At 68.3% G+C, this 1,589-nt stretch carries 1 protein-coding gene; it reads right to left on the minus strand.

Annotation, left to right across the window (positions count from 1 at the left end; translation table 11 throughout):
- Positions 1 to 16: 16 nt before the first annotated feature.
- Positions 17 to 1,489 carry an IS5 family transposase gene (locus HNQ58_RS13235; protein ID WP_246417340.1) on the minus strand — a complete coding sequence of 491 codons (1,473 nt, stop codon included), beginning with the start codon at positions 1,487 to 1,489 and terminating at the stop codon, positions 17 to 19.
- Positions 1,490 to 1,589 lie beyond the last annotated feature (100 nt).

Raw genomic sequence — 1,589 nt, forward strand, 5'->3', positions numbered from 1 at the left:
GTCGGCCCTGCGAAATTCATCCAAGTGCCGGCAACGTCGTCAGCCACTCGCGCAACGGCGCACCGTGACCGACCTGGCGCCGCCGCCGGGCGCCCGGCGCGTCACGTAGCCACCCCAGAAGCAGGCGCAAGAAAACGGGCTGCAGGCCCAGCCGGGCAATCGCCCGCAGCAGCCAGCGCAGGTTGTACCCGGCGGCGCACAGCACCGCATGCAGCGCATCGCCGGTCGCGCCCTGCAGCCAGCAGCGGTCCATCCGGTGGTCGTTCTTGGCGTGGCCGATCGCCGGCTCGACCGCCTGCCGTCGCTTGAGCCAGCGGCGCTGCGACTTCGTCAGCGACTTGAGCTTGCCGCGGTGGACGATCTCCACGTTCGGATTGGCGGCGTCGACCCCACGGAAGCCCAGGTCGGCGTACACCTCCTTCGGCTGGACGCCGACGTCCTCGAGCAACACGGTCGTCTGTTCGAGCTGTTCGGCCAACAGGTGGCCGTCGTAGGGATTGCCCGGGAATGTGCGGGCACCCACCATCAACCCCTGTCGCGCGGTCACCACCACCCCGACCTTGACCCCGAACTCGTACGGCCGGCGCGCCTTGCCCTTGCCGATGCACTCGACCTCGGGCGCGTGCAGCGCGTAAAGCTTGCCCTTGTCCTTGGGCTGCTGGGTGCGGATGCGCTCGGCGCGTGAGACCAGCGTGTCCAGACGGGCCCGCGCCCGCGCGTCGGTGGCTTCGCCACGCTTGCGGGCGATCTCGCGCAGCACCTTTCCCAAGATCGTGCGCTGGCGCTTGACCACCTTGCGCAGCCGTCGGAACTGCTTGGCATGCGCATAACCGCCCGCCTTGCGACGCAACGTCCTGCCCTCCTTGGCAAAGGTCTGCTTGAGCGGGATGCCCGCCGCCTTCGCCGCCTTGACGACCTGGTGCCGTGCGATCTCCAGCAATCGACTGTCCACGGGGTGCGCAATGGCCTTCTCCTGCACCGTGGTGTCGACGATGACCCGTTCGAACTCGGCAGGCCGCACTGCCTTCATCTGCACCGCCGCCTCGATCGTCGCCTTGAGCACTTCCTCCACCCCGGCCTCGCCGAGCGCGCGGCGAAAGCGGCCGATCTGCGTTGCGTCGCACGGCAGCCGTGGCTCGTAGTACTCCAGGCCGCTGAAGTACTGCCACACCACGTTCTCCGACCAGCGCTGCACCAGCTCCTCGTCGGACAGGTCGAAAGCGTGCTTGAGGTAGAGCAGGCTCAGCATCAGCCGCAGCGGCAACCGCGGCCGTCCGGCCGCGCTCACGCCCGCGCCGGCCACCGCCACCGTCGGACCGAACAGGTCAATGCCCTCGAGGCGTTCCCCCGGTCGATCCTGGCGCGCAAAGCACGGCGCCACCGCCGCTTCCAGCTGCGCCCACGGCATCCTGGTGGCCAGCACCACCAGCGGATGACGCAGATCGATCATCTGATCGAGTCGAGCGCGGAAAAAGTCCGGGGTGCTCATGCGCGAAAACTCTCAGGAATTGGCAACGACGGTGTGATTTTCCGGGGATTCGCGCAGTCGTCCAAGGGGGGCCAAGCCAAGCCCGCTGCGGAGTTCGTGC

The organism is Rehaibacterium terrae (assembly GCF_014202935.1).
GTDB lineage: Bacteria > Pseudomonadota > Gammaproteobacteria > Xanthomonadales > Xanthomonadaceae > Rehaibacterium > Rehaibacterium terrae.

Excerpts from the sequence above, each read along its gene's own strand:
- HNQ58_RS13235 (WP_246417340.1), bottom strand. The coding sequence starts at position 1,489 with ATGAGCACCCCGGACTTTTTCCGCGCTCGACTCGATCAGATGATCGAT.